Origin of the sequence: Flavobacterium sp. 2755, assembly GCF_031455715.1 — a bacterium.
Taxonomy (GTDB): Bacteria; Bacteroidota; Bacteroidia; order Flavobacteriales; family Flavobacteriaceae; genus Flavobacterium.
Genome location: NZ_JAVDTG010000008.1, coordinates 250,559 through 276,295, shown reverse-complemented (window position 1 = coordinate 276,295; position 25,737 = coordinate 250,559). Strand labels below are relative to the sequence as shown.

Below are 25,737 nucleotides of genomic sequence, written 5' to 3'. Positions count from 1 at the left end.
GCTCACTTTGCACCGAAATTAGATGGTCACTTTAAACCGAAACGAAGTGGTCACTTTAAATTGGAAAACAGTGGTCAATATCACTGAGTTTTACAATAGGGGAAAGAAAAGTGTCTATTATTGTCCATTAAAGTCAAACAATGTTCAATAAAAAACCCGCTAAAAGCGGGTTTCTGTTTGTTTTGAGAATTATTCATTCTTCAATTTCGTGACCTCGACTGGGTCGTAACTTTAGTTGCTAATCCTTTATTTACAAAGAATTTTAAATGCTAATTTTGTAAAGGGGGAATTATAGGGGGAATGTTTACAGAATTAATTAAAGTTTAATAAAAATGATTTTTCATAACACCACTGCCTTTTTCATGATATTCTGCCATCGCTAATTCAGCAAAGTTTTTTATCCTATTAGAGTCGCTTTCATCCATCTCGATTAAATCGTCTTCACATAATAAAATATTCACTCTATCATATACAAAGTTTGGATTATCTTGTTCTGTTTTATCAATACCTTTATGTAATAAACTAATATAGTTTTCGACAAGTTGGGATTGGCTTTGCATAAATAGCTCAATTAATCTCTTTCGGTCATTTTTGAACATCCAATAAATCAATCCCCATTTATTTCTCTTTGAGTCGCCTTCAGTGAATTTCTTATATCCAGTACCCAAAGATAATATTTCTAAATCTTTAATATCTTTACCAAATGCCTTAATAGCTTCTAAGAGCCCAACAATAGTTGGATTATTCGCCATCATACCTCCATCAGCTTTATTTCTAAAAGGTCTTTCCATTCCTTCTAAATCTATATAATCAGCTGAATAAGGGTCAAAATAGGTTGGAGCCGCAGATGTAGCCATTGCCACCTGATAGGCGGGAATGTGCAAGTCACGCTTAAAATTAGGATGATATGGTGACTTTATTACACTCGGATTCCCCTTAATTAAATCATAAATAGGAATTGCAACATCAGTTAAACAATCTTTTATTCTGGGGTCTTCTTCTTTAAAATACTCTTTAAATTTATCTCGCACTAATTTTTCCAAAAAATCTCTTTTATGAGAAGAATATCTTAATCTTCCCCAACAACTTCTTTTATTACCAAAGATATTTTCAGCATTATTAAGATAGAGTTCATAAATTTCTTTTGCTGGGATTCCAAGGGATAAGGCTAATGCGATTATTCCACCCGTTGAAGTTCCCGTAATCAAATGGAAGTGGTCTTTTATTTTAGTTTTACCATCGTCTCTTTTTGCTAATTCTTGTTCTACTAATGCTAAATAAAATGCAGGAAAAACACCCTTTATTCCACCGCCATCTATAGATAAAATTTTAAATTTATTATTGCTCATCTTTTAATACGTTTTCGTTAGCATATTCATTATGACCACCACCGTGCCATATTCCGTCTATTAACCACATTTCATAATAATAAAGCCATTCAGAAGCCCAAGGAACAATAGTAGAAACGATTGATTTTTCAGCAGTCCAATTTCCTCCATCTTTTGAATACAAACATATTTTTTGTAAATCGTTATCATATACATGAGGCAGTTTTTTTCTGTTTTCTACTACTTTCAGTTTTTGATTCACCACAAAAACAGAAACAACTTTACCAATTTCATAAACAATTTTTACATCGTATGTTTTGCTAAAAACGTCGGGTCTAAGCTTGAGTAAAACAATAAATTTAGTTTTGCTCAATTCTTCAATTAATAAATCTGGGAAGCTAGCTTTTAATCTTTCTAACTGAGATTTAATCGAAATTATTTCAATTTTAGTCTTTAAATTTTTCGATTCCTTTTTTCTTTTAAAATATTTACTCCCCATTATTTATATCTCCAAAGAAATCATGGTCTTTAACTTTAATTCCTTCATTTCCCAGTAAACCAGTTCCTGTCGCCATACTAAGATTTCCAGTTTCACGTAAATGCCTTTTTCTTTCTCCAATATTTGAAAACACCTTTTTTGAAATACGGTCTCCAAACATATTGGAAAAATTTTCGTTTAAAGATTGTAAACCCTTTCCTGCGCCATCATTTAGTTTAAATAAATCTTCTTCAAGTTTATTAAGCCATAAGTAAAAATAATCTTCTTTTTGTTTTACCTCGCTCCATTTATCCGCAAAATTTTCATCAGGATTGACAGGATTAGGTACCCATTTTTCGTTCTTCCCAGTTTTATCATTTGTTCTATCTTCAATAAAACTTCTCATTTTTTTTACAATATTTGTGTAGGCATCAATAAGATTTTCGCTTTGATTATATGCTCTAGTTGCTAGTGTTGTAATTATTACTGAAATGGGTTTGTTTTCACTATTATAATCTTCAGAAGAAAACATAATGTCTCTATGTCTCTTCAATAATTGTACAACTCTTTGAAGAGGAAGCTTTTCATTTTCATAGACTCTAACTGGATCAATAGATTCATTTAATGATAAAAGTTTGGTACGACTTATTTGCGCTTTAAATAAAAACCATTGTGCATAGCCAAAAGGATTACTTTTATGCCAGTTTTCAATATTAGTGTCTGTATTGTAATTATCTTTTTCTGTATCAGAAATTCTAATAGCTAATCGGTTTAGTTCATTTCTATCTAATTCAATTCCTGAGCTAAATTTTCTTTCTAGTAAAAGAGTTAGATTAGTATCAGCGAAAGAGGGCAGTATGTCCATATGATATCCTGCGACATCTGAATATTTTAAAGTCCAGCATCTTCGTCCACCATCTTTATAATATTCACCATCTTTATAGCCATATAACATTCTATCATAATCACCATTTTCTTTTAATCTCTGACCGACACTTTGCTTTAAGTCTTTTTGTGTCCAAGAATTAGGTTTTTTTACAAGTTTACAGACCAAATCAATGTCTATGTCATCTTCGTCACAAATTGGTTTTACAATAGTTCCTAGCATAAATGAACCTTGAGGTAATATTTTTGGTTCGTAATTTATTAACGAAGATGTATCTTTGGAAAGCCAATCGCCAACAGCTTCATAACTTTTTACAATAGCCTCATACTCTGATTTAGTTATATCAAGCTCTTTACTTAATTCATCTAAAAATTCGTTAAGTTCTCTTTTTTGTAATTGGTCCATCATAGCTCTATCCTTTACTTTTTTTTGGGTCATGGAATTTAGGATAAGTTCTTTCTTCTTGAAAACCCCCTCCGTTTTTATGGATTTTCAAAGAACCTCCACCTTGACTCTGGATAAAATCCTTAGATTGTTTAATGGCATCGATTTTATTGGTATCAATGACTTTAGATGCTCTTTCAGCATTCTCTTTTTTCAGCTTGTACTTTCCGTCCTCTTGGACTAAATGAAAATTCTTCATTGTTATTTTGTTTTAATTAGTAGCATTCGGCGCTACGTTTACCGAGAAAGGGAAGTAATAGTTTGCAAAAGAGAAATAAAATAGTATTTTCGCCTCGCAAAACCAGAATGGTATCCTATTCTAATGACCATTCTAAATAGATAATTGTAATTCAAAGTCCTATCGGTCAGAGGTTAGGACTTTTTTTATTAAGTAAAATTTTTACAAAATCCGTGCCATTTTAACAATTGTTTAAAATATGACAATATGGCTTCTTTTAAGAATATTATTAAATAAAATGCAAACAATGGCAGGTTATTGTGTTTTTATTGTCAGTTAGTATGGTTTCGCTTGTTTTAAAGCAAATTTATATTGGCTGTTATTTTTCGGTCTGCGACTATAATTTAACGCTTTAAATCGCTTAATTTAATATTTTGTTTTTAAATGTTAATTTTAAGATCATCGAGTTATTACAATATGCTTAATTTCTTTTAAAATAATAACAAACAAAGCGGATATAGATAACTTTACTTGTAGTTTCTAAATCCGCTTGTTTATTTATGTAACTGCTCTTATGTAAAATTAACAGTTATACTTGTTCTCCTCTTTAAGCTATTTGGCTATAAATAGGTTATAAATATATCTAATATGTATCTTATTAGAGAAGCCTGTCGGTTTTCTTTTTCAAAGCAAAGATTAGCTCGCTTTTATAATCCCTGTCAGTCGAAATAAATGATCTGTAGATATTAAGTAATTCACTAAGATGTTTACTTTTATTATTTTTCTGTTCAATTTTTTTAAAAGCTTCAATGATATTAAGAATGCCTATAGATTTCATTCCAGAGAATTTGATTTGTCGATTAATTTCCGATATTGTCTTTGATTCATTTAGATTTTCATCAGAAATTAAATCAATAAATTCCATCTTGTTAAGGTATTCATTTAAAATAATTGACAATTGAGACCAATTGTTTTTTATTAATTCGAGAGTATCAAATTTCTTAGCAAAAGTTGTATTGGATACTTTTGTAGCGCTTATTTCGAAACGTAAAAAGTGAAATTTATTGAAAACATTGGTTTCTTTTTTTGTCCAAATTTTATTTCCTTTCATTTCACAGAATTTATCGTAAAGTAATATGTCGTAATTTTTAAATTGAAAATATATAGTTGTTTTGAATTCATCAGATCTGCTAGCGTTTCGATATTTTACAAAACAATCCATAATATTTCGGAAACAGGATTTTAATAATAAAGTTACTCCAACTTCTAAAGCTGTTACTTTGAATATTTTCCAAACTTCCCCTTGCTTTAAGCCGATTTTTTTACCCAATAATTCTATACAGTCTTCAAATTGTACAAAATTCAAATCTCTTCGATCATTTTCATTCAAATACCATTTTCGAATACTTCCATCAATTGTAAGAGTATATGTCTTAGTATTTAAGTTTTTGGACAATAACATTCTCAAGCCATATCTACTAGATTTATTATTTAAATTAGCTTGTTTACCTTCTTTAAAAGGAGCATCATCGATTTTTTTATATTCCCATTGGAAATTATTTAATAAAAAATTTGCATCGATATCTTTCGCCATCAGTTTAATTCTATCTATCATATAAATTTTGTTTTATAAAGTTTTCTAAATCGCCTCTTGTTACATATACAAACCCTTTCGAAGAGTTTTTTGCAAATTTTAACCCTTTTGCTCTGTATCTGTAAATTGTTCTTGAACTAAAACCATAGTCATTTTTTATGGTTTTTAAGTTTAATATATCTGTTGAAAGTTTAGGTGTGAGTGCATTTACAATAACATCTCTGTCTTTGTTTTTTTCTGCTTCCAACAATCTTTTTGTTTTAGCTAATTCAAGTAATTTTCGTTTGATCAGCTTTTGGTTGATTTTTACAATAGATTCCATAAATTAAAATTTTACTTTTTTCATTACATTCGATAAGGTCTCTTCGTCCGAGTTCATATATATTTGTGTGCTCTTTATATCTCTGTGTCCCATGTATTTAGCAATTAAGTGAATTGGAATGCCTTGTAAAGCAAGTAAAGAACCGAAAGTATGTCGACCAGCATGGAAATGTAATCTCTTTTTAATTTTAGAGATTTTGGCAATTAATTTTAGATTTCGATTAATAGCGGCATTACAAGTATATTTTAGGACTAAATCGTCATCCTTTTTTTTATCAAAGTCATTTTTCTTTAAAATTTCAAACCAATATTCATTAAAAGGAATTTCTACAATATCTTTAGTTTTTACCTGCCTTTTTACAATCTTTTTATTTTCAACAATGTGCTTTTTCTTAAGCGTTTTTATATCAGAATCTCTCAGTCCTGTATAACAGCTAAACAAAAAAAGATTTCGGGTATGTTCTAAGCCTTTTGTTAGGTTTCCTAACTTTAAATCGGCATCTATTAATCTTTTTAATTCATCAGGATTTAGAAATATAATACTAGATTCTTCAGGGAATTTTTTATAATGAATGCAGGGGTTTTCAGTAATTTTTTTCTCAATTACAAATTTTTTCAAAACAGTGTTTAAACACTTAATTACATTGTTAGTTCCAGAGTTACCAGAATCTAAATCTACTTTTAAGTAATAAACAAAATCATCTATAAATCTTGGATTGATTTCATTCAATGTAAGTTTGGGTCTGAAAGATTTTAGTCTTTTTATTAGATGGTCATAATGGTCTTTAGTTCCTTTTGCTAAATCTTCGATAGCAAATTTATTCTTTAGTATCTCGTCTAAATGAAAGTAAAAATCAGGATTAATTTTTTCCTCAACATTACCTTTAATTCTGTTTTTTACATTTTCTAAAGAAAATAGTTCGTCGTTATTTTCCATTCCTAGAAGAATATTGTAAATTCTATTTTCTTCTCTGATTAAAATGTTTTTAAGCAAAGAATCTTTAACGCATTTCTTTTTTTCATCCCATTGATTTATGTTCACATATTTGCCAGAGGGTAATTTTGTTTTGCCAGTTTTAAAAATTATCTGGTAATAGAGTGGGTGTCTATTAATGTCATCGGACTTCCACTTATCTTTTCTTAGGATAGTTTTTACCGAAAAAGAGTTTCTCATAGTTGGGATTTTTGGTTAATATTTTTTTTATTGTAATTGTGCTTTATTAGGTAATATCAGGATGGCTTACTTTTTTTTGTGAAAAATCTTTATTTTGATTTATTTAACGATTTGTTGGTGTTAAATTTACAATTTGGTAACATTTGGATTTTGGGTATGAAAAAAGCGACCATTTGAAGTCGCTTTTTTTACAGGATTGTTTTTTTCTAAATTTTTAATGTAAATGCTTTTGTTTTCTTAAGTCTTTCAAAACGTATTCTATCGCCAGTTTCGTTTAGCAAGTTTGTATCATTAGGATCAGCTAGGTAATAGTAAATTGTGTTATTCTCTCGCACAACTAATTTTTGTAATTCCAAATCAGAAAGTTCAGCGCACCAAAAAATAGAGAAGCTAGGGAATAATTTATAACTTTTCTTAGTTTTTATAGTATAAGTAGTTACAGTGCCGATACAACCATTTTCGGGAGCTTGTATGATTGAAAACTCGTCAGTTCCATCTTTATCTAAATCTCCTTCATTTATAAGTTTGAACCAACAACAATTCGCTTTTATAGATTTTATTGTTTTATCACTAAATTGTATTTCGTAATTGTCAGAAATACCATCTTCAACAGAATTTCCGTGTCCCTTTGTAACTTGTGCCCGAAAAGCATATTCGAGTTTTCCATCGCCATTAAAATCTCCTTGTATTTGGTCTCCAACTTTAGTGTTTAAAGTTTGGGAAATAACAGGAATAGTATTGACTGCAATTAAGAAGGCTAATAGTAGTTTTGTTTTCATCGCTTATTGTAATAATCATTTAAATTTTTTCCTGGATTTTCTTGAAACCATTTTTCAAGATTGTTTTGAGAATTTGCAGGAGCAGGGTCTCTGTATTGATTTCTTAGTTTTTCTTCTTCAATAATTCGTTCTCTTCTTTTTTCATCAGTTTCACCTAGAAGAGCGATTATGATTATAGCTAAGAATGGAGAAAAAAATAAACAGAAGATAAACCAACCAAAGCCACTTCTGCCTCTTTTTTTTGCCATTTTTACAGGAATGACAATGGATAGAATTATTAGAGTTACAATTGCTATTGCTACCAGACACATAAGTAATGGTTTCCATTCTATGTAAATTTCAGGTTCATTCATTTTTACAATATTACAGTTAGAGAATAATTTTTCAGCTAAAATAGTAATTTGTATATTATATGCGGTAAAATATATGCGGTTTTAGTGAGAATTTTCCGTTTATGGAAAATTCAGAGAAAAATATCGAATTAAAAATCAATCAGATTTCCAAAAAGCTAAAAGAAATCAGATTGTCAAAGGGTTACACGAGCTACGAAACTTTCGCTTTTGACCATAATTTGAATAGGGTACAATACTGGCGTATTGAATCGGGGAGTAATATCACTTTAAAAACGTTACTTAAGGTTTTGGAAATTCATGAAATATCTTTGGAGGATTTTTTTAAAGGTCTATGACGCATTTTTTTAAAATTATTTCAACGTTTTAATTGTATTTTTGATGAAAGTTTTTTTTCAGATTACATCACCCTCAATAAAGAATACTAAAGAATAATATGAAAATAACAATATTTGAAGATGCTTATAAGAAGTTTTTGAGTGACCTTTTACCCAAATTATATTATGATATAATAATCAAATTTATTGGTGGTGGAGCATTTTTCTTTTTCATATATAAACTTTTTAAGTTAAGGATTGATATTGAAAAATTTCTTGATCAACAAGTTTCATTGGGAATTTACCAAGTAATTCTTGCTGGAATAGTTTTAATCATAATTACTTATATTTTTTTGAATAGGGTGTTCAAAAGAAAGGTAGAGAAATTGAAGAAGATAACTTATACCGACGAAAAAACAGGATTAAAAAGTCATCGGCTTCTTGATGAATATTTGGAAGGAAAAATTAATGAATCGAAAAAATCAGGAAAGTCTCTTTCAGTTATTTTAATTGATATTGATGATTTTAAAAAATTCAATGAGTCCCATACACCTACAATTGGAGACAGAATACTCTCAGAGGTTGGAAAGTTATTGCTTGATGATACTCGTATTACCGACCAAACATTTCGTCGTTATGAAACAGGAGATGAATTTGTAGTAGTTAATACAGATACAAATATTACGCAAGTGAAAATTCCAGCAGATAGAAAGCGAGAATTTATTGCTAATCATAATTTTTTAATTGACAATGAAGTTTTTAAAATTACTGTTTGTTGTGGTTTAGCACAGTTAAAAGAAACTGATACAGTTAAAACGTTGCTAGATAGAGCTGATTATGCTATGAGAAATATAGCTAAGAAAAATCTAAATAAAAATTCTACAGAACATGCGTCTTAGGTAGATTTTATTCGTTGTAATACTAAAAAAAGAGGATAGAGAACATTCTTAATAATTAATTAAAATACAATGATAAGATACCATCGAATTACTCTAAAGAAACTTTTGAACCAAGTAAAGTTTGCAAGTAAAGAACCGTATTTAAATGCAGAAATATGGAAAGATGTACAATTAACTGTTATAAAAAAAATTATTTCCTTAGAAAATAAAGTTCGAGTAAAAAAAACGGAAATAAAAGACTTGAATATTTTTAGAAAAAATCCTTCGCAAAAGTTGACTAAAGAAGAGTCTATAAAAATTAAAACAAAAATCAAATTTTTAGAAGAAAAGCTCGAGAAAATAAGATTTGTTATTGATGTCTATCGTAGCATTGGTGATGCAGTCGCTTTTACTTTTATTAGTAAACTTGATATTAAACCTCAGAATTTTAAAAAATCTGCAGGTTTTATTTCTGAAAAGGAGGGCTTAAAAAAAGAAATAGACTCTTTTAAAAAAATATATCACGAAGGAATGATTGCTGTTTTCAATGATATTACTAGTGTCTTGAAATATTGTGATTTAACGGTTGTTTATCCAGGAGGTTTTAGCCTTATTGAAATTAAGTCAAGTGAATTTGAAAATTCAAGAATTCGTAGGCAAAAAGAAAATGCAGATAAAATTGTTAAGTATTTAAAAACAGATAAAACGGATAATTTATATGAGACCCAAGGTGAAACAATACGTGTTGATTTAAATAGTACAGAAATAAATTATATTGAAGCACTAAATATGTTGATTCGAACCTCGCGAAGTACTAGAAATGCAATTTCTGAAGTTGAAAAAGGTATTTCTTATTTTATATCAAGGGAATTTGATGAAAATTTCATGGAACAAAATTTAAAACAATTTAAGAATCCGATAATGGTCTCGCTAAATGATTACAAATTTACAGGCCAAGGTTATTTTCCTTTCTCTTTAAGTATTTTAGATTCTGATGATTATTTAGATTTCATTGATGGTAGTTTCGTTATTTTTATAATCATTGATTTAGAGGAAATAAAAAACTACTGTTCTTTAAAAAAGTACAATTTTTTCTTTACAGGTGATGAGCGATTTATCGTAGCGTTAGCGCCACAATGGAGTGATGATCCATCCGTAATGGTTAAATTATCCGATCACTATTTTTTTCGATCATGTGCAGAATTTGTTTCTTTACAATGGTTGATTGATGATTCAATTGCTAATTTCGAAAAGATGAAAAATTACAACTAAATAAATTCGTAAATTTCCTTATACTTTTTTTAAATTTAAAAGATTTAAAAAGTTAATATGGTAAATTCTTTGGTTTCCTCAATCCTCTTTATTTTTTTGTAAAGATTGGTTTCCATGAAATATCTTGACTCATATGCTAGTGAAAATTCTTTTTCTAACTGATCAGCTGGAATGGCTTTAGAATTAAGATTTGAAATATGTTGTCGTAAGGAAATTGAAATTATATTCATAATATCATGTCCATTACATAATTGATTTAGGTCAACATTTTTTTTAAACTTATTTAATCTTTCTAATATTTGTTCTTTTTTAATTTCGACTTTAACTTTTCCATTGCAAAAATTTAAAATTGCATCAACTAATTTATCATCTCCCTTGTATTTAAGGTCATTAGCAGAAATAAACACATTGTAATCAATAGTTTTTCCGTCAGGATTTGCAGGTTTAAATGTCAATCCAAGATGATCTATTTTATTTAACCATTTAAGATATCCAATGTTTTTTGATATATCAAAGTAATAACTTTTTAATTCGGAGAAATCATTGTTAAATAATTCTTGTAATTTATTTTCTTGGTAATAATTAGATATTATGGTTTCGAAAGTAGGGGAGTTTAAAAATGAAATTTCTAAGTCATGGTAGTCAGTCATTAAAATATCTTCTATTTCAATTTCTTCATCTAGAATTCTGAAATCAGAATCTATTATACCAATTACATTATTAAAGTTTCTTCTTTTTAGTTCGTTTACTACATCAATAACATTTAAATTTCCAAAGGCAATTTCAATGCTTGAATTTCTTCTGTCTATAAACTTATTAAAAAGTCTATAGTCCGTTTTTCCTTCAACTATTAGATAGTTGCAATCTAAATTCTTCTGTAATATAGAATTCGCAATTCTATCAGGAGTAATATACTGTGTCATTAATTAATACCTTTTAATTGTACAGTTAAATCCCAGTTACTATTAATAATATCAGGAGAATGTGTTGCTATAATTGCGGAGAAATTCGTTAGTTTTATAACATCTCTTAAATCGTTTATGAAATGATTTTGCCAAGAGATATGGAGTGAAATTTCGGGTTCATCAATTAATAATAACGAATTTGGCTCTGTATTAAATAATAGTTGATAAAATAGTACTAATTCATGTTGTTCTCCCGAAGATAAACCAGAAAGTGGTATATTTTTATTAGTGATTGAGGATGTAAAAACAAAGCCTGCTTTTTTATCAATAGATATTGTTTTGTATAAGAAACGTTTATTTATTAAATCGATAAATAATTCTAATTTAGACGCTAAGTCCGAATATATTTCTAATTTTTGATTACTATCTTCAAGATAAATTTGAAGGACATCTTTTAGTAGTTCTTTATTTTCAGCTTGTTGCCTGTTGATAGCATTATTAATTGGTTGTAAATTTTCTTCTTCTGTATCAAGTAGTCCTACCTTATTTAATACCTCTCTCCTTTTATTAAGATTAGATAATCCTACTTCAATTTCTTGATCACTTATTTTTTTTATTTTAGTTATTTCATGGATTACTCGATTAGGATAACTTCTATCTAACTTTGAAGCTAAATCTGTTGCAGCTACCGTTCTATTTTTTATAGCCTCTACTAATTCTTTTGAATAACGAGAAACAGATGAATGATATTCAGATTCTCCAGCTTTTATCTTAGTTAAAAGCCTCTGAGTTTCTATAAATTTTGTATTTACAGAATCTGTTTTATCAGTTAACCATTTTGGTAAGCCCGAATTAATATTAAAATCTTTAATAAGATGTTTAGGTAAGTATTCTTGATAATAGTCTAAAACGTCATCCGTTGACATTAAAACACCCCTACTTTCGTCCAGCCATTTATTTTTACCAACTTTTTCTACAAAAGGAGGTAAGTAAATGCCTAAGCTGAATTCAGTACTATTAAAATCGTTGTAATAGACTAAATTGCCACTTTTATCATAACCGTTTCCACCGCCATAAAAATGTTTTGTATTTATATTGATCCTTCCAGATGTAGTTTTATAACTGTTTAAGTTTAAAACATATTTTTCCAGATTTTTACTTTTTCTTTTATAGGCAATATTAAAATTCTCAGAAAGATTGTTTTTTACTCCCTTACTTACTGTAATAATTGATTCATCATCAAAGTTTAATATAAATTTTGTAAAATGATAGGAGTTTAATTCAAAGAAATCTTTATCAAAAAAAGCTTTTATCATTTTTAAAATTAATGTTTTACCTAGCCCGTTTTCACCAAGAATTAATGTAATAGATTCATCCTTTAAAGAAATACTGTGATTAAAGACTTCATATAGTCCTTGTACCTCAATTTTAGTTATCATTTATTAAAATTTTTTGATTTAAGATTTCCCTAGTTTAAAAGTAGGAATTATCCAAATGTAGCTATTATTAATTAAAAATAGACTAGGTAGATTTACATAATTTCTCAAGAAATCGAAAGGGGGAACTATAGGGGAAGGAAATGTGTCTATTATTGTCCATTAAAGTCTAATAATGTCCAATAAAAAACCCGCTATTAGCGGGTTTTAGTTTGCTTTTAGAACTATTCGTTCTATATTATCGTGACCTCGACTGGATTCAAACCAGTAACCTTCTGAGCCGTAATCAGATGCGCTATTCAGTTGCGCCACGAGGCCTTTTTGCTTGGTTCACCTAATTTTCGTAGCTTTGTTGAACGCTGTTTGCGGGTGCAAATATAGAGATAAATGTGAGATAAACAAGCAAAAAAACACAGAAAATTTAAAAAAAATGAAGATTGAAAATTATATACGTGATATTCAGGACTTTCCTAAAGAAGGAATTTTATTTAAAGATATCACTCCGCTGTTAAATGACGTTGAAGCGAGGCAAGAATGCTTATCTATTTTGGTAAATTCTCTAAAAGGACAGAAAATTGATAAGGTAGTAGGGGCAGAAAGTCGTGGTTTTTTCTTCGGAATGTTATTGGCACAAGAACTAAATGCAGGATTTATTCCGGTAAGGAAACCTAAAAAGCTGCCTTATGAAACTATTTCGGCTTCTTACGCATTAGAATATGGAACTGATAGTCTTGAAATGCATACCGATGCCATTCAAAAAGGAGATCGCATTTTAATTCACGATGATGTTTTGGCAACTGGCGGAACTGCAAAAGCAGTCTGCGAACTAGTTGAAAAACTAGGCGGTGAAATTGTACAATGTAATTTTTTAATGGAACTGACTTTCCTTAACGGAAGAGAAAAAATCAAAGAGTTTCCAATCTTTGCAGCATTGTCTTACTAAACAAATACAATTTTATTTTTAACAGCGTACAAAACTAAACCTATTCTCGTTTTTATCTCTAATTTATCAAATAAAGATTCCCTGTAACCGTCAATGGTTTTAGGGCTTAAACACATTTCTGAGGCGATTTCTTTATACGTCATCTCAGTACAGGCATGTTTTATAAAAACCAGTTCTTTTTCCTTTAAACTGATTTTTTTATTATCGCTGTTGACTTTGTTAACGAGCATTCCCGAAACCAATTCGGTAAAATAATAACCTTTTTCGATAACAGATTCAATAGCTTCCTTAAAAATTTCCGGAGATGTATCTTTTAGTAAATAGCCTTTTGCACCGTTTGTAATCATTTTTATAATGATTTCTTCATCGTCGTTTACAGAAAGTGCAATTACTTTTAAATTAGGTCTGTTTTCCTTAACCCATTTCATCGTGCTTAAACCGTCTAAAACAGGCATATTAACATCTAATAATACCAAATCGATATTAGTATCCGGATTTTCCTCAAGATAGGAAATAAACAACTTTCCGTTTTCAAATCGCTCGATAACATCGTAGTCTCCAAAACTTTTAATTAAAAGTTCTAATGATTGGGAAAAAAGCTGATGATCGTCGACAATAATAATTTTACTTTTAGTATTCGGTTTCATTGGTTGTGGTTAAAGGGTATTCTAAAGTTACGGTTGTTCCTGATGAATCTGATTCCATGATCAATTGCGCTCCAATAAGTTTGGCCCGCAGTTTCATGTTGGTTAATCCTTGTCCGGAATTTGCTTTAAGAGGATCATAGCCAATTCCGAAATCCTTTAATTTTAATTGAAAAAGATCTTCAGTTGTTACAATATTTACTTCGTATAAATCGCTGCGAGAATGTTTTAAACTATTATGTAAAGCTTCCTGAAAGATTCTGTAAATAAACAAATCGTGTTCTTCGCTTATCTTCGGAATTTCTCCTGTCAAATTATAACGATACTGAATTTTTCTAAGTTTTTTTATACGTATTAAATCCTGTTTTATAGCTTCAATAAAATTGCTTTGCAGTAAATTATCTTTATTAATAATGCGTGATAAAATCCTGAGTTCGTCGAGTGCTTTTGCAAGCACATTTTTAAGATCTTTTAATTCCTCTACCTGAATACTTTTACTGCTTATAGACATATTGAGCTGCATAATTCCAACCGATATAATCTGGCCAATATTATCATGAAGTTCTTTACTGATTTCAGAAAGCGTCTGATCTTTAATTTCGATGCGGGTTTTTACCAACTCAGATTGAAAATACATCTCAGATTCCATTTTTTCGACCAGATAGCTGTTTTTCTTCTTTAAAAAATAAAAGAAAAGTACAAGTACAACGGCCAGTAAAGTAAAAAAAACAATACCTAATGAAATTACTAATAGTTGTATTTCTTTTCGCTCCATAAAAAACCTATAATATAACAACTATGTGCTAAAAAATTTAAGATGAACAATACTAAACTAAATACCGATTCGTCTTGTTTAATAAGAAACCAATTGATGGCTAACATAAAAGGCGTAAAAGGAACATGGAAAACCAGTATTCCTAAAATGTACCAGAAAAAAACAGATCGTTTGAAATTTAAAATTTTGTCTGAATTAAAAATCTCCACCAAATATAAGCAGGATAATATTAATACTAACATTACTCCTATGGCAAAACTGTATGTAAAGGAACGATTTGTATCTTCTTTAAAATAAATTATGTTTAAAAAGAAAGAAACAATAAACAGAATTAAAAAGAAAACTGCCGTCATCCTGTAATTTATCTTCGACAAAAGACTTCGGAGCAGTAGTATATAGGCAGAAAAGCTGACAAACATATAGAAATTATAGACATAATAATTTAATAAGCCGGTCAAATAGGTAAAATAATATCCCACTAATTCTATTAGTGCAGAAAAAAAGATTAAAATTACTAAAAATTTAGCTTTATTACCAGGTAATTTATGCATTGAAATTAATCCGATGCCTCCTGATAATAAAGCTAAATAAATGATATACGATCTTAAAAATTCAAACATAGTTTTTATTAATAGATTAAGCTTGGCGGTCTGCCGATATTACCGTAATTCATAGGATCAAGACTTTGAATATCAGCAGGAGCTGATTCCTGAATTTTTGCGAAACTTTGAACTTGTGCAGTACTATCTTCAACTTTTTTTCCTGTTGGAACCAAGAATAGGGTTGTTAATCCGGCTTTTTCACCGTGTTGTTCATCATCTGGGTATACACCAAAATAAAAACGTATTCCATCTACGTTATATCCGTCTTGTGCGCCATGGGTTTTAATATAGTGTATATAACTTTCTAAAGCTTCTAATGAGTACCAAACGGCATTTGCATCTTCTTTTTTAGCACGTTTTCCTGTTAAGGATGCTGCTTTTTTATTGTTGTAGTTAACATTTAATTGCTTTGCAAATTCTTTAGTTATTAACTGATTCGGTTTTGCGGGAGGATTTTTCATTGTTATTTTTAATTTAATTGGTTACTGGTTTAGTTTACAGTTTTTTTAATTCTAGACGACAAAATTATTTGATGCCTAAAAACAACACAAGGGGAAAAATACCCTTTTTTCTTCAGGTAAAATTATCTAAAAAAACGGGTTAAAATACCGCTTAATTCTATTTTGTAATTAAATAATTTTACGATGTCAATTTTTAGGAATAAAAATCGATGCTAAAAACGCGTAAACAGCAGTAAAAATTTTTTTAGCAGAAAAAAGACAGAATGAAAAATTATAACTAATAATCAATAATTAACAATTATGATTTGGGGATCAAATTTGGAATAGATATTTAATTAGTTAGTGTTTTGTTTTTTGGTGTTTAAGGTTTCAGGCTCGGCAGCTTGTTAATGAACCGCAAAGTCCGCAAAGAATTGCGTAAAGAAAGAGATGTTTTGAAGATGTGGGTCAACAAAAATATTCATACACTTTGTGAAATTCTTTGCGAGTTTTATGGCAAATAATACTCAGGCAACCACCTGAAACCTGAAACTTGAAGCAAAAAAACTTGAAACAAAAAACAAACCCGACATGTATAATACCTGTCGGGTTTGTTTTTTTATAACTTTTAGAATTTATCTTAAGCTTGCGCCAAGTTCAGTTTCAAAAGTCTGTTGTAATTTAGACATGATTTTATCAATCTGAGCGTCAGTAAGCGTTTTTGTATTATCTTGGATTGTAAAGCTTAAAGCATACGATTTTTTACCAGCTGGAAGTTTATCGCCTTGATATACATCAAATAAATTAATGTCTTTTAAAAGCGCTTTTTCCGTTTGTCTCGCCAGGTTAAAAATACTTTCGTAAGTTGTTTTCTCGTCGATTAATAAAGCTAAATCTCTGCGAACTTCCGGATACTTAGGAATTTCAGTATACTTAATTTTTCCTGTAATGATTTTTAAAATCAAATCCCAGTTGAAATCAGCATAATAAACATCTTGTTTGATTCCGAAATGCTTTAAAATCGATTTCTTCACAACTCCCATTTCAACCAATGTATCGTTGTTGTAGCAAATTGAAGTTCCTTCTGAGAAAACATCAGACTGAACCGGAGCATTCGAAATTTTCTCAATTCCCAAACGAGCCAAAATACCTTTTACATATCCTTTCAATAAGAAGAAATCAGTTCCTTTTTGTGGCGTTGTCCAGCTTTCTTTGTTTCTGTTTCCAGAAATAGACAAAGTTAAATGTTTGTGCTCTTCGTAACCGTTTAGGTATTTGTGATAGGATTTTCCGAATTCAAATAATTTTAAATCAGAATTTCTTCTATTAATATTGTATGAAATCGCTTCAAGGGCAGAAAACAACAACGATTGACGCATTGTCGATAAATCACTGCTTAAAGGATTTAACATCGTAACGTTATGTTCTTCTTTTAAAACAGCCGATAATTTTGCATACGCAGCTGTTGTTAAAGAGTTTGCCATCATTTCATGAAAACCTTGAGAGTTTAATTGAGATGCGATAACATTTTGTACTTTATAATCTTCTGTTCTTGGAGAATTGGCTACCGTTGCATTGAATTTTTTAGAAAACTCAATATTGTTGTAACCATAAACTCTTAGAATTTCTTCGATAACATCAATTTCTCTTTGTACGTCAACACGATATGCAGGAATAGTTAAACCTAAGCCAGTATCAGAAACGCTGTTTACTTTAATATCTAAAGAAACCAGGATTTTTTTAATGGTATCTTTTGGAATTTCCTGTCCAATGATTTTAGAAACGTGGCTGAAATTTAATAAAACAGAAAAATCTTCTACTTTTTTAGGATAAACTTCTACAACATCTGATGTGATTTTTCCACCTGCAACTTCCTGAATTAAGATAGCTGCACGTTTTAAAGCATATTCTGTAATAGTTGGGTCAATTCCTCTTTCAAATCTAAAAGAAGCATCGGTATTCAATTGATGTCTTTTTGCAGTTTTACGAACGCTTACAGCATCAAAATAAGCACTTTCTAAGAAAATAGAAGTTGTTCCGTCTGTAACTCCGGATTTTTTTCCTCCAAAAACCCCTGCAATACAAAGTGGACCTTTTTCGTCGCAAATCATTAAATCCTCTGCATGCAATGTTCTTTCAACATCATCAAGCGTAGTGAATTTTGTTCCTTCAGGCAATGTTTTTACAATTACTTTTCCGGTAATTTTTGCAGCATCAAAAGCATGAAGCGGCTGTCCTAATTCATGTAAAACATAATTAGTAACATCAACAATATTATTTTTTGGAGTTAAACCAATTGCTTTCAAACGGTCTTGTAGCCATTTTGGAGATTCGTGAACCGTAATTCCTGAAATTGTTACACCGCAATATCTTGGTGCTAAAGCTGGTTCTTCAACATTAACATCAATTTTAAGTGTACGCATATCAACTCTAAAATTGCTTACAGATGGTGTAATCAATTCTACATTTACACCTCTTTGAAGCATTCCGGCTCTTAAATCACGTGCTGTACCAAAGTGGCTCATTGCATCGGCACGGTTTGGCGTTAAACCAATTTCGAAAACTTCATCATCTGCAATTTGAAAAACTTCAGAAGCTTTAGTTCCCGGAACCAGATTTTCATCCAGAACCATAATTCCGTCGTGACCATTCCCAAGACCTAATTCATCTTCGGCACAAATCATTCCGTGGCTTTCCTGTCCGCGAATTTTACCTTTTTTAATAGTAAATTCAACGCCTTCTTTGTCATATAAAACGGTTCCAATAGTTGCAACAGGAACTTTTTGTCCCGCAGCCACATTTGCAGCGCCGCATACAATTTGCACAGGAGCTTCTAAGCCAATATTTACTGTAGTAATGTTTAATCGGTCTGCATCAGGATGTTTTTCGCAGGTAAGTACATGACCTACAACAACTCCTTCTAATCCGCCTTTAATAGACTGGTATTTCTCAACAACTTCAACTTCAAGACCCAGATCTGTCAATAATTCAGAAGTTTGCTCAGAAGTCCAATCCGTTTTAATGAATTGTTTTAACCAGTTATAAGATATTTTCATGTTAGTTTTATTCTTTTATCAGGATACAAATATAAGGATTGAGAATTGTAGTAAGAAAGAATTTATTTGGTTTTTCTGTCTTAAAACGTATGTAAAACTCAAAATTGTGTGTTATTCTTTTGAATTCTAGCTGGTTTAAATCAATTCTTCAATATGTTTTTTGATGTTTTCAGAAATCTTTTTTGTTGGAAGATCATTTTCGTCATCTCCAAACGGATCTTCGATTTCCTCAGCAATAAGCTCTAAACTCGCTAAAACGTAAAATATAAAAACAACTACCGGCGCTACAAAATACCCCAAACTAATAGAATATCCAAACGGAAGCGTCATGGTATAAAAGAAGATAAATTTCTTGATAAAAGCGCTGTAAGAGTAGGGAATAGGCGTGTTTTTGATACGCTCGCACGCACCGCAGATATCTGTAAACGACTGCAATTCGTCATTTAAAATGATTAATTGATCGCCTGTAATTTTCTTTGCATCATACAAATCATTGATTTTATGATACATAATTCTTTTTAACTGATTGGGTTTGTGTTTATGATGGTCAATTTCTAAATCAACATCTTCAAAAAGCTGTTTACTGGTGTCAGCATCTTTTAAATGTTTGTGCAGAATATCAGCATATAACGGGATAAATTTTCTAAAGAAACTCCTGTCGTTTTCATCCTTCAAAATTGCAGACAATTTTATAGCCAGATTACGGCTGCTGTTTACTAAACCTCCCCAAAGTTTACGTCCTTCCCACCAACGGTCATAAGCGGTGTTTGTTCTAAAAACCAGCAATAACGAAATGACAAAACCAAGCATTCCGTGCATAATAGGAATGTTGTGGATATAATCATTTTTGCCAACTTTAAAATATTCAACTTCCAGATATCCAACGGCTGCGGCATAAGCACCAATCGCAAGCATGATTGGAAATAGTTTTCTAACGGTATCTGATTTATGAAAATGGAATATGAACGTAAACCATTCTTTGGTATTATAAGAGATCATCTAAGTTTGTTTTGAAAACAAAATTAGTTTAAAAATTAATATTTCCTGCTAATTCTTTTAAGGCAATTTCAGATAATTTTGCTTCGTATTGCGCGTTGCTGTAGCGAACTTTTGCGTTTACATAATTAAGCTGAGCCGTTCTAAAATCAATGGTTGTGATAGTTCCAATTCTGAATTTATCTAAAGTAATTTCTAAATTTTGTCTGGCGATTGCTTCGTTATTTTCTTCTAAATCAATTAATTCTAAATTGGTTAAATACGTTTGAAAAGCTGTACTTAATTGGGTGTTCAAAACCATATTTTGCTGATCGATAGCAATTTGAGAATTTTCGATTTGAAGCTTGGCAACTTTTTCATTTCGATGCTGATTAAATCCGTCAAAAATATTCATCGAAGCATTAAAACCATATGTAAAACCTCTTGAAGAGTTTTCGCTTGTAAATCCTAAACTCGACTGACTTTCAGAAAAATTATAACCAGAAGTTAAATTTACAGTTGGATACCTGCTTGCTTTTACTTGTTTCAGCTGTAATTCGGCAATTCGTTTATTGATGATTTGCGATTCTAAAGCCGGATTTTGTTTTTGTGCCAAATCCATTAAATCGGCTAAAACCAGTTTATCATCAACGGTAACAACATCAGTTACTTTGAAATTGATTTTAGGATCTCTCGCTAAATATTGGTTCAATAATATTTTAGCATTCGCATAGGATTCTTTTTGTCTCAATAAAGTAACCTGATCTGTATTTAAATCAACCTGCGCATTTAAAACTTCTAATTTTGAAGCTTTACCAATAGTGAAACGATTTTGTGCTAATTCTACTCTTTGTTTAGAAATTACAATTGTAGTGTCTAAAGCCGCTAATTGATGCTGTTGCTGTACTAAATCATAATAAGCAGCATTTACCTGACCAATTTTTACGAGAATAGTTCTTTTTAATTCTGAATCGCCTAATTTTTGAAGCTCTTTTAATTGATCATATCTGGCAAACATTCTCATTCCGTCAAAAACTGTCCATCCTAAACTCACTCCATACGTTAAACTGTTGTTTTTTGCATTGTTTAATGTAGTTGATGTTCCGTCCTGACGTACCTGAGTTGAGTTGGTAACACTGTTGTTGTCTACAATATTAGCTGTAGCGGTTGGCAGTATGCCTGCGTTTCCGGTTGTGACGTTTGTTTCGCTTATTGTCAAATTATTTTTGGCAATTTTAATCTCAAAATTATTTTCTAAAGCGATTTTCATAGCTTCTTCAATAGTCAAAACTTCCTGTGCATTTGTTTTAGCAATGCAAAAGAACAGAACTATTAAAGTGCAGTATATATTCTTAATATTCATATTATTTTTCTTTTGCCGCGAATTCACAAATTTTAGTAATCAATTTGTGAATTCGCGGCCAATAAATATTTATTTACTTTCTTTTTCGTACTCGTCGATACGATCAAATTCAGGATAATGTTTTCTGGCTTTTGACCACATAAAATAGATCGCCGGAATTACAAAAAGAGTTAAAGCAAGCGAGAAAATAGTTCCTCCCACAATTACAACTCCCATACCAATTCTACTGGTAGAAGCTGCTCCAAGAGACATTGCAATTGGCAACGCTCCTAACGCAATCGCTAAACTCGTCATTAAAATAGGACGTAAACGTGCTTCTGACGCTTCAAGAATAGCTTCCATTTTTGGTTTGCCCTGTTCGCGTAACTGATTGGCAAATTCGACAATCAAAATACCATTTTTCGTAACCAGACCAATAAGCATTACGGTTCCAATCTGGCTGAAAATGTTCCAGGTCTGATTGAATAACCAAAGTGAAAATAAGGCACCGGCAACCGCCATTGGTACTGTTAATATGATAATAAGCGGATCGATAAAACTCTCGAATTGTGCCGCAAGAATTAAGAAAATCAATAATAAAGCTAATCCAAATGCGAAAGAAGTATTCGAGCTGCTCTCCACAAAATCTCGCGATTCTCCACTTAAATCTGTTGTAAAACTTTCGTTTAAAACTTTAGCTTTAATTCTGTCCATTTCCTCAATACCGTCGCTGATACTTTTCCCCGGTGCTAAACCTGCAGAAACAGTTGCAGACATATAACGATTGTTGTGGTACAATTGCGGCGGATTACTCTGCTCTGAAACATTTACCACGTTGTCCATTTGAATTAATTGACCGCTTTTGTTCTTCACAAACATCGAAGTTAAATCCAAAGGTTTTGATCTGTCTTTTTGATCAAACTGACCAATAACCTGATATTGTTTTCCGTTTTTAATGAAATATCCAAAACGCTGTCCGCTTAACGAAAGCTGTAAAGTCTGAGCAATATCAATAATTGAAATTCCTAAACTTTCGGCTTTTTCACGATCAATACTTACGTTGATTTCAGGTTTATTAAACTTTAAATTGACATCAGTTGTCGAGAAAACATCGCTTTTACCTACTTCATTCATAAAAACAGGGATTTTTTCTCTTAGTTTTTCAAAAGTTGGAGCCTGAATAATGTACTGAATCGGAAGGCCTCCACGTCGGTTCACGGCAATTGTAGGCTGCTGAATCACAGATGTTTTAGCGTCTGGATATTTTTTTGTCCATTTTGATAATTGATCAGCAATATCTTTTTGAGACTTGTTTCTTTCGTCTGGTTCTTTCAGCGAAAGCCTGATAAAACCGGAATTTGTTGCAGAACCTCCGGAACCTCCTGCGGTAATTACCAAGCTGACTTTTTTCTCCGGAATAGAGTCATCAACCAATTTTGATATCTCCTGCATAAAACGGTTGGTATATTCATAAGAAGAACCTTCAGGAGTGGTCATTCTCATGGTTACCGAACTTCTGTCATCATAAGGGGCAGTTTCTTTTGGGAGTATAGTAAAAAACAAATAGATCAATCCAAAACAAGCAATAAGGATAGGGAAGGAGATCCATTTTTTATCCATGAATTTGGTTAAAGACTCAGCATAACCGCTGTTCATTTTTTCGAAAAATGGTTCTGTTTTAATGTAGAATTTTGATTTTTTCTGTTCTCCGCCCTTCATTAAATAAGCATTCAGCATTGGTGTTAAAGTCAAGGATACAAAGGCTGAAATTAATACAGCCGCACCAATAACGACACCAAATTCCCTAAAGAGTCGGCCTACGAAACCTTCTAAGAAAATTACAGGCAAAAATACCGCAGCAAGCGTTACCGAAATCGAAATTACGGCATAGAAAATCTCATTTGAACCTTTAATGGCCGCTTCAATTGGTGACATTCCTTCTTCGACTTTTTTAAAGATATTTTCGGTAACTACAATTCCGTCATCGACCACTAAACCTGTCGCTAAAACAATAGCTAACAAAGTCAATACGTTGATGGAGAAACCAAAAAGCCACATAATAAAGAAAGTAGCAATTAATGAAACGGGAATATCAATTAAAGGTCTGAACGCAATTGCCCAGTCTCTAAAGAAAAGATAAATAATAATGATTACCAGAATGATCGAAATTCCTAAAGTTTCGACAACTTCAAGTACCGATTTTTTTACGAACAGCGTATTGTCAAGTGCGATATTTAGTTTTATATCCTTTGGGAGATCCTTTTTTAGAGCATCATATTTTTTATAGAATTCTTTCGAAATATCAAGATAATTGGCTCCCGGCATTGGTACAATGGCTAAACCAATCATTGGAAGTCCTGATGATGTCAAAGAAGTTTCGATATTTTCAGGTCCTAGTTCGGCACCGCCCACATCGCTCAAACGAACAATTTTCTCTCCATCTGTTCGAATGATAATATTATTGAATTCTTCTGGTTTTGAAAGATTTCCAATTGTTTTTACGGTCAATTCGGTATTGTTTCCGGTTAATTTTCCGGAAGGTAATTCTACGTTTTGCGCATTTAAGGCATTCCTAACATCAGAAACCGTACAGTTGTAAGCATTTAATTTTATAGGATCAATCCATAAACGCATGGCGTAACGTTTTTGTCCCCAAATTTGAACCCCGCTTACTCCGGGAATAGTTTCTAAACGCTGTGAAATTACATTTTCGGCATAATCACTTAATTCTAAAGAACTTCGGGTATCACTCTGAACCGTCATCGAAATAATAGATTCACTATCTGCATCGGCTTTAGAAACTACCGGCGGCGCATCAATATCCTGAGGTAAACTTCGAACAGCCTGCGAAACTTTGTCACGAACATCATTTGCTGCTTCTTCCAGGTTTTTATCCAGATTAAATTCGATGGTAATATTACTGCTTCCCTGATTACTGGATGATGTTATGTTTCGAATTCCGTCAATTGCATTTACTGCTTTTTCAAGAGGCTCTGTAATTTGTGATTCTATAATATCAGAATTGGCTCCTGTATAATTGGTTCTAATAGAAACCTGTGCAGGGTCGATGGAAGGAAATTCACGAACACCCAAAAATGTATAACCAATAAAACCGAATAATATAATTAATAAATTCAGTACAATGGTTAAAACAGGTCTTCTTATACTTGTAGTTGATAAACTCATTTGTGATTTTAGATTTTAGAGTTCAGATTTTAGATTATTGTATGTGTTTATAAACTCATAACTCATAATCCATAACTCATAACTTTTATTTTTGAACTTTAACTTTTATTGGTGCTTCATTTTTTAAAGACATAACACCGCTTGTTATTAAAGTATCTCCGGCTTTTAATCCTGACAAAATCAAAATAGATGCATCAGTTCTTGTTGTGGCATCAACCATAACTTCTTTGGCTTTGCCCATATCTGCAATAAACACTTTTTTGCCGTCCTGAACAGGTATGATAGCCTGAGAAGGTACAACTATAGCATCTTTAATAATGTTTAATGGTAATTTTACATCAGCAAAAGTTCCAGGGAAAAGTTTTCCATCTGTATTATCTGCAATGGCGCGAATTTGTAATGTACGTGTTGCAACGGCAATTTCTGGCTCGATTGCATATATTTTTGCTGAATAGGTTTTATCAGATCCCGAAACATTAAAATCGATTATTGAACCCGATTTTACCTGCGCCGCATATTTCTCCGGAATTGAGAATGTAATTTTTAATTTTCCTGTATTGACCAATTTAGCTACTACAACTGTTGGTGTAATATAAGTTCCCGGTGAAATAGAACGTAAACCAACTTTTCCTGAAAATGGTGCTTTTACAGAAGTTTTAGATATTTGGGCTCTAATTAATTGACTTTGTGCTTGTGCCGAAGCATAATCTGCTCTTGCAACATCTGCTTCTTCCTGGCTGATGGCTTCTTTTTGAAGTAAAAGTTTTGCTCTTCTTTCGTTTTCTGCTGCTAAACCTTCTCTGGTTACAGCTTGTCTTAATTGCGCTTTTAATTCAATGTCGTTTACTTTAAAAAGTACCTGACCTTTATTCACGTAAGTTCCTTCATTAAAATAAATACCTTCTACAATTCCCGAAACTTCACTGTGAATTTCAATTTGTTCGTTTGCTTCGATTGAACCAGATAATGATAAGTTGTTATCAAAAGTCGAAGTTTTAACTACAAGTCCAGTTACAGTTGTTGGCTTATCTTTATCGCCAAATTTTTTTGATTCGTCATTTTTTCCTTTGTTGGATATTATTCGGTAAGTAATAAATCCTCCTAAAACGATGATGATCAAGGCGTAGATTAGGTGTTTTAATTTCATAAAATTTAGGTGAATGTTTTTTTGTTGTATGTTTTTATGCAACTAGCAAATTTAACTTTTTGTGCTGAAACCAAAAGGCGTTAGCTTTTATTTAACACTTGGATTACAATAATTTCAAATAGTTTTTCTGAGCTGTAACTGCAAAAGTTTGCTTTTAGACATCGCTTTTAAGAAAAGGTTTAAATGTAAAAGTTACTTTTTTAAATAATTTTTAACGGTTTTAGGATTTTTTGATGTATGTGTCTTGTAATCAATTAGATGTGTTTTGGTTAGTGTGATAATAAAAA

Annotated in this window: 23 protein-coding genes and 1 tRNA gene; 4 read left to right on the top strand and 20 right to left on the bottom strand. The window is 31.2% G+C overall.

The genetic code is table 11. The annotated features are described in order from the left end of the window. Positions 1-323: 323 nt before the first annotated feature. From J2Y38_RS18910 to J2Y38_RS18870, 9 genes are all read right to left on the bottom strand, one after another. A complete protein-coding gene (locus J2Y38_RS18910; protein ID WP_309845583.1) occupies positions 324-1,349 on the bottom strand; it encodes a CBASS cGAMP-activated phospholipase in 1,026 nt (341 codons plus the stop codon). Beyond that, entirely contained in the window at positions 1,339-1,827 is a 489-nt protein-coding gene (locus J2Y38_RS18905) for a hypothetical protein (RefSeq protein ID WP_309845581.1), read from the bottom strand. The genes J2Y38_RS18910 and J2Y38_RS18905 overlap by 11 nt, the downstream gene beginning before the upstream one ends. After that, positions 1,817-3,130: a nucleotidyltransferase gene (locus J2Y38_RS18900; protein ID WP_309845580.1), complete on the bottom strand. Its 1,314-nt coding sequence runs from the start codon at positions 3,128-3,130 to the stop codon at positions 1,817-1,819. The genes J2Y38_RS18905 and J2Y38_RS18900 overlap by 11 nt, the downstream gene beginning before the upstream one ends. Further along, positions 3,105-3,335, bottom strand: a complete 231-nt coding sequence (locus tag J2Y38_RS18895; RefSeq protein ID WP_309845577.1) for a DUF2188 domain-containing protein — start codon at positions 3,333-3,335, stop codon at positions 3,105-3,107. The genes J2Y38_RS18900 and J2Y38_RS18895 overlap by 26 nt, the downstream gene beginning before the upstream one ends. Positions 3,336-3,972: 637 nt before the next feature. Next, positions 3,973-4,929, bottom strand: a complete 957-nt coding sequence (locus J2Y38_RS18890; protein WP_309845575.1) for a hypothetical protein — start codon at positions 4,927-4,929, stop codon at positions 3,973-3,975. Continuing rightward, positions 4,919-5,230 (bottom strand): hypothetical protein, encoded by a 312-nt coding sequence (locus J2Y38_RS18885; protein WP_309845573.1) that lies wholly within the window; start codon positions 5,228-5,230, stop codon positions 4,919-4,921. The genes J2Y38_RS18890 and J2Y38_RS18885 overlap by 11 nt, the downstream gene beginning before the upstream one ends. Positions 5,231-5,233: 3 nt before the next feature. Then, complete coding sequence (locus J2Y38_RS18880) at positions 5,234-6,403, bottom strand: tyrosine-type recombinase/integrase (protein ID WP_309845571.1); 1,170 nt, start codon at positions 6,401-6,403, stop codon at positions 5,234-5,236. A gap of 206 nt (positions 6,404-6,609) precedes the next feature. After that, positions 6,610-7,182 (bottom strand): hypothetical protein, encoded by a 573-nt coding sequence (locus tag J2Y38_RS18875; protein WP_309845570.1) that lies wholly within the window; start codon positions 7,180-7,182, stop codon positions 6,610-6,612. Next, positions 7,179-7,535: a hypothetical protein gene (locus tag J2Y38_RS18870; RefSeq protein ID WP_309845568.1), complete on the bottom strand. Its 357-nt coding sequence runs from the start codon at positions 7,533-7,535 to the stop codon at positions 7,179-7,181. Before J2Y38_RS18870 ends, J2Y38_RS18875 begins: the two co-directional genes overlap by 4 nt. Before the next feature lie 433 nt (positions 7,536-7,968). Between J2Y38_RS18870 and J2Y38_RS18865 the strand changes: the two genes are divergently transcribed. Together J2Y38_RS18865 and J2Y38_RS18860 are read left to right on the top strand one after the other, a co-directional pair. Next, positions 7,969-8,748, top strand: a complete 780-nt coding sequence (locus J2Y38_RS18865) for a GGDEF domain-containing protein (RefSeq protein WP_309845566.1) — start codon at positions 7,969-7,971, stop codon at positions 8,746-8,748. Between the two features lie 69 nt (positions 8,749-8,817). After that, positions 8,818-9,999, top strand: coding sequence for a hypothetical protein (locus J2Y38_RS18860; protein WP_309845564.1), 1,182 nt, complete (start codon positions 8,818-8,820; stop codon positions 9,997-9,999). A 44-nt stretch (positions 10,000-10,043) separates the two neighbouring features. Here the strand turns inward: J2Y38_RS18860 and J2Y38_RS18855 are convergent, their stop codons facing one another. From J2Y38_RS18855 to J2Y38_RS18845, 3 genes are all read right to left on the bottom strand, one after another. Beyond that, positions 10,044-10,922 (bottom strand): DUF4435 domain-containing protein, encoded by an 879-nt coding sequence (locus tag J2Y38_RS18855; RefSeq protein ID WP_309845562.1) that lies wholly within the window; start codon positions 10,920-10,922, stop codon positions 10,044-10,046. Then, positions 10,922-12,343 (bottom strand): AAA family ATPase, encoded by a 1,422-nt coding sequence (locus J2Y38_RS18850; protein WP_309845559.1) that lies wholly within the window; start codon positions 12,341-12,343, stop codon positions 10,922-10,924. Before J2Y38_RS18850 ends, J2Y38_RS18855 begins: the two co-directional genes overlap by 1 nt. Positions 12,344-12,584: 241 nt before the next feature. After that, positions 12,585-12,658, bottom strand: a tRNA-Arg gene (locus tag J2Y38_RS18845). Between the two features lie 112 nt (positions 12,659-12,770). Here J2Y38_RS18845 and J2Y38_RS18840 point away from each other — a divergent pair. Continuing rightward, positions 12,771-13,283: an adenine phosphoribosyltransferase gene (locus tag J2Y38_RS18840; RefSeq protein WP_309845558.1), complete on the top strand. Its 513-nt coding sequence runs from the start codon at positions 12,771-12,773 to the stop codon at positions 13,281-13,283. On the opposite strand, the gene J2Y38_RS18835 is transcribed toward J2Y38_RS18840, so the two are convergent. Both J2Y38_RS18835 and J2Y38_RS18830 read right to left on the bottom strand, forming a co-directional pair. Beyond that, entirely contained in the window at positions 13,280-13,930 is a 651-nt protein-coding gene (locus tag J2Y38_RS18835; RefSeq protein WP_309845555.1) for a response regulator transcription factor, read from the bottom strand. The two genes, J2Y38_RS18840 and J2Y38_RS18835, sit on opposite strands and share 4 nt — an antisense overlap. Further along, positions 13,914-14,702, bottom strand: coding sequence for an ATP-binding protein (locus J2Y38_RS18830; protein WP_309845551.1), 789 nt, complete (start codon positions 14,700-14,702; stop codon positions 13,914-13,916). Before J2Y38_RS18830 ends, J2Y38_RS18835 begins: the two co-directional genes overlap by 17 nt. Positions 14,703-14,744: 42 nt before the next feature. Between J2Y38_RS18830 and J2Y38_RS18825 the strand changes: the two genes are divergently transcribed. Then, positions 14,745-14,999 (top strand): hypothetical protein, encoded by a 255-nt coding sequence (locus J2Y38_RS18825; protein WP_309845549.1) that lies wholly within the window; start codon positions 14,745-14,747, stop codon positions 14,997-14,999. Positions 15,000-15,330: 331 nt separating this feature from the next. Here J2Y38_RS18825 and J2Y38_RS18820 read toward each other — a convergent pair whose 3' ends face one another. The 6 genes from J2Y38_RS18820 to J2Y38_RS18795 all read right to left on the bottom strand — a co-directional run bounded on the left by J2Y38_RS18820 (position 15,331) and on the right by J2Y38_RS18795 (position 25,450). Continuing rightward, entirely contained in the window at positions 15,331-15,765 is a 435-nt protein-coding gene (locus J2Y38_RS18820) for a hypothetical protein (protein ID WP_309845547.1), read from the bottom strand. Between the two features lie 614 nt (positions 15,766-16,379). Continuing rightward, positions 16,380-18,800, bottom strand: coding sequence for a phenylalanine--tRNA ligase subunit beta (pheT, locus tag J2Y38_RS18815; protein ID WP_309845544.1), 2,421 nt, complete (start codon positions 18,798-18,800; stop codon positions 16,380-16,382). 135 nt (positions 18,801-18,935) lie between these two features. After that, on the bottom strand, positions 18,936-19,799 hold the full coding sequence (locus J2Y38_RS18810; protein ID WP_053471393.1) for a bestrophin family protein: 864 nt from the start codon (positions 19,797-19,799) through the stop codon (positions 18,936-18,938). 28 nt (positions 19,800-19,827) lie between these two features. Next, the gene (locus tag J2Y38_RS18805) at positions 19,828-21,138 is read right to left on the bottom strand and encodes a TolC family protein (RefSeq protein ID WP_309845541.1); all 1,311 of its coding nucleotides are present in this window, start codon (positions 21,136-21,138) and stop codon (positions 19,828-19,830) included. Positions 21,139-21,207: 69 nt separating this feature from the next. Beyond that, positions 21,208-24,303, bottom strand: a complete 3,096-nt coding sequence (locus J2Y38_RS18800; protein ID WP_309845539.1) for an efflux RND transporter permease subunit — start codon at positions 24,301-24,303, stop codon at positions 21,208-21,210. Positions 24,304-24,388: 85 nt separating this feature from the next. Further along, on the bottom strand, positions 24,389-25,450 hold the full coding sequence (locus J2Y38_RS18795) for an efflux RND transporter periplasmic adaptor subunit (protein ID WP_309845537.1): 1,062 nt from the start codon (positions 25,448-25,450) through the stop codon (positions 24,389-24,391). Positions 25,451-25,737 lie beyond the last annotated feature (287 nt).